The sequence below is a fragment of the Winogradskyella sp. UBA3174 genome, from assembly GCF_002364335.1.
In the GTDB taxonomy this organism is placed as follows: domain Bacteria; phylum Bacteroidota; class Bacteroidia; order Flavobacteriales; family Flavobacteriaceae; genus Winogradskyella.
On record NZ_DEXW01000013.1, the window covers coordinates 11,615 to 13,309 of the forward strand.

The following is a 1,695-nucleotide window of genomic DNA, read 5'->3' on the forward strand; positions in this document are numbered from 1 at the left end:
GATCGCACTACCTTTACCCATTAGCCTTGCAAATGATTCGGTAATTAAAACGCTGGCACTATCTTTTGCTATATTCTCACTAAAACCGCGACCTGCAGCAAGTTCCATCCCTGCGGTTTCTAGAAAGCCTGAACTGATATACCTAAATGAGATCAGCACATCTTCAGTATCTGTACCTCCAGTCCACTCTAATCCAGAACCATTATTCCCACCATCTAAAACGCCTGTATTATTTAAACCAACACTTGTAACAGCTCCAGTATTAATTAAATCTTGTTTTATGACTGAAAATTTTTCGATCATAGTGCCATTGACATCTATTGAAATCAATTGCTCTTTATCGAAACCCAGATCTCTATTCTTTACATGCTGAATTTGTTGATATACTAAAATGGTGCTGATGATAAATACAATAGAAATAGTGAACTGCCCAATGACCAATCCTTTTCTAATAAATATTGCAGAGCCTTGAGTCACTTTTAATCCCTTTAATACTTCGACTGGTTTAAATGAAGATAAATAGAACGCTGGATAAAGTCCTGCAAAAACACCGCAAACTAAAGTGATTACTAGTAAAACGATAATGTGCAATGGCTTTGCAAGCCCTAATACCAAGTCCTTTTGAATAAGTAAATTAAATTGAGGTACTAAAATAAATAGTAAAATTACACTTACTATAGTCGCGATAAAAGCGAGAATCAAAGCTTCTGTTATGAATTGAAAAATTAATCGTGTACGACCAGAACCCATAGCTTTACGCACTCCAACTTCGTTAGCACGTTTTTCACTTCTAGCGGTAGATAAATTCATGAAATTAATACAGGCAATGAGTAAAATTATTAAAGCTATTAAAGAGAATAATCGCACATAAATAATACGGCCTCCCACTTGTTTCCCATTTTCAAAATCAGCTCTTAAATGCCAATCTTTAATAGAATGCAAAAACGCCTTTGAACCACTCTCATCCGTTTTTTTCTCTAATAAACCACGGACCTGCGCGTCTACAGCAGAAAAATCAGATTCTGGTGATAGTTCTACGAACGTATCTGCAAAGAAACTACCATATCCTGTCATCCATTCTTGGCCATTACTATAGCGTTGAAAAGGGGCAATCCAGTTAAAAGGAAATGTTATGTTTTTAGATGCGTTTTTTATAACTCCTGTAATGAGATAGTTATCAGCATTATTCACCTTTAAGACCTTACCAAGAACTTTATTATTTTCCCCATAAAGTTGTTCTGCCATCTCCTGAGTAATGATAATGGCTTCAGGATTATTAAACGCGTCTTCTGCGTTTCCTTCAATAAACTGCAAACTAAAAATATCTATAAAATCTTTATCGACATAGCGTCCAGAGCTATTAATCGCATTGTCATTTACAGCGAATAAAAAATCTCTTTCTTTTGTTCGTGCTGCTCTTAGAACTCCAGGTATTTCGGTTTTCATCGCTTCTGCTAATGGTCCTGGCGTAGAATTAAACGTTCTCCATTCACCATCATATTCCTGATGTGTTGGCACATAATACACTTGATCTTGCTTTTCAAAATCTGAATTAAAACTGACCTCATCTTCGACCCAAAGAAAGATTAAACTTGCACAGGTAATACCGATAGCTAAACCAAAAATGTTTAGAAAGCTATAGCCTTTATTTTTCAATAAGGTTCTAAATGCTATTTTGATATAATTTAAGATCAT

1 protein-coding gene is annotated in these 1,695 nt (G+C 35.2%); it reads right to left on the minus strand.

Annotated features, from left to right (window positions below; genetic code table 11):
• Positions 1-1,656: ABC transporter permease (locus B2U95_RS01350; protein ID WP_296311695.1), on the minus strand; the 1,656-nt coding region annotated here is incomplete at its 3' end.
• Positions 1,657-1,695 lie beyond the last annotated feature (39 nt).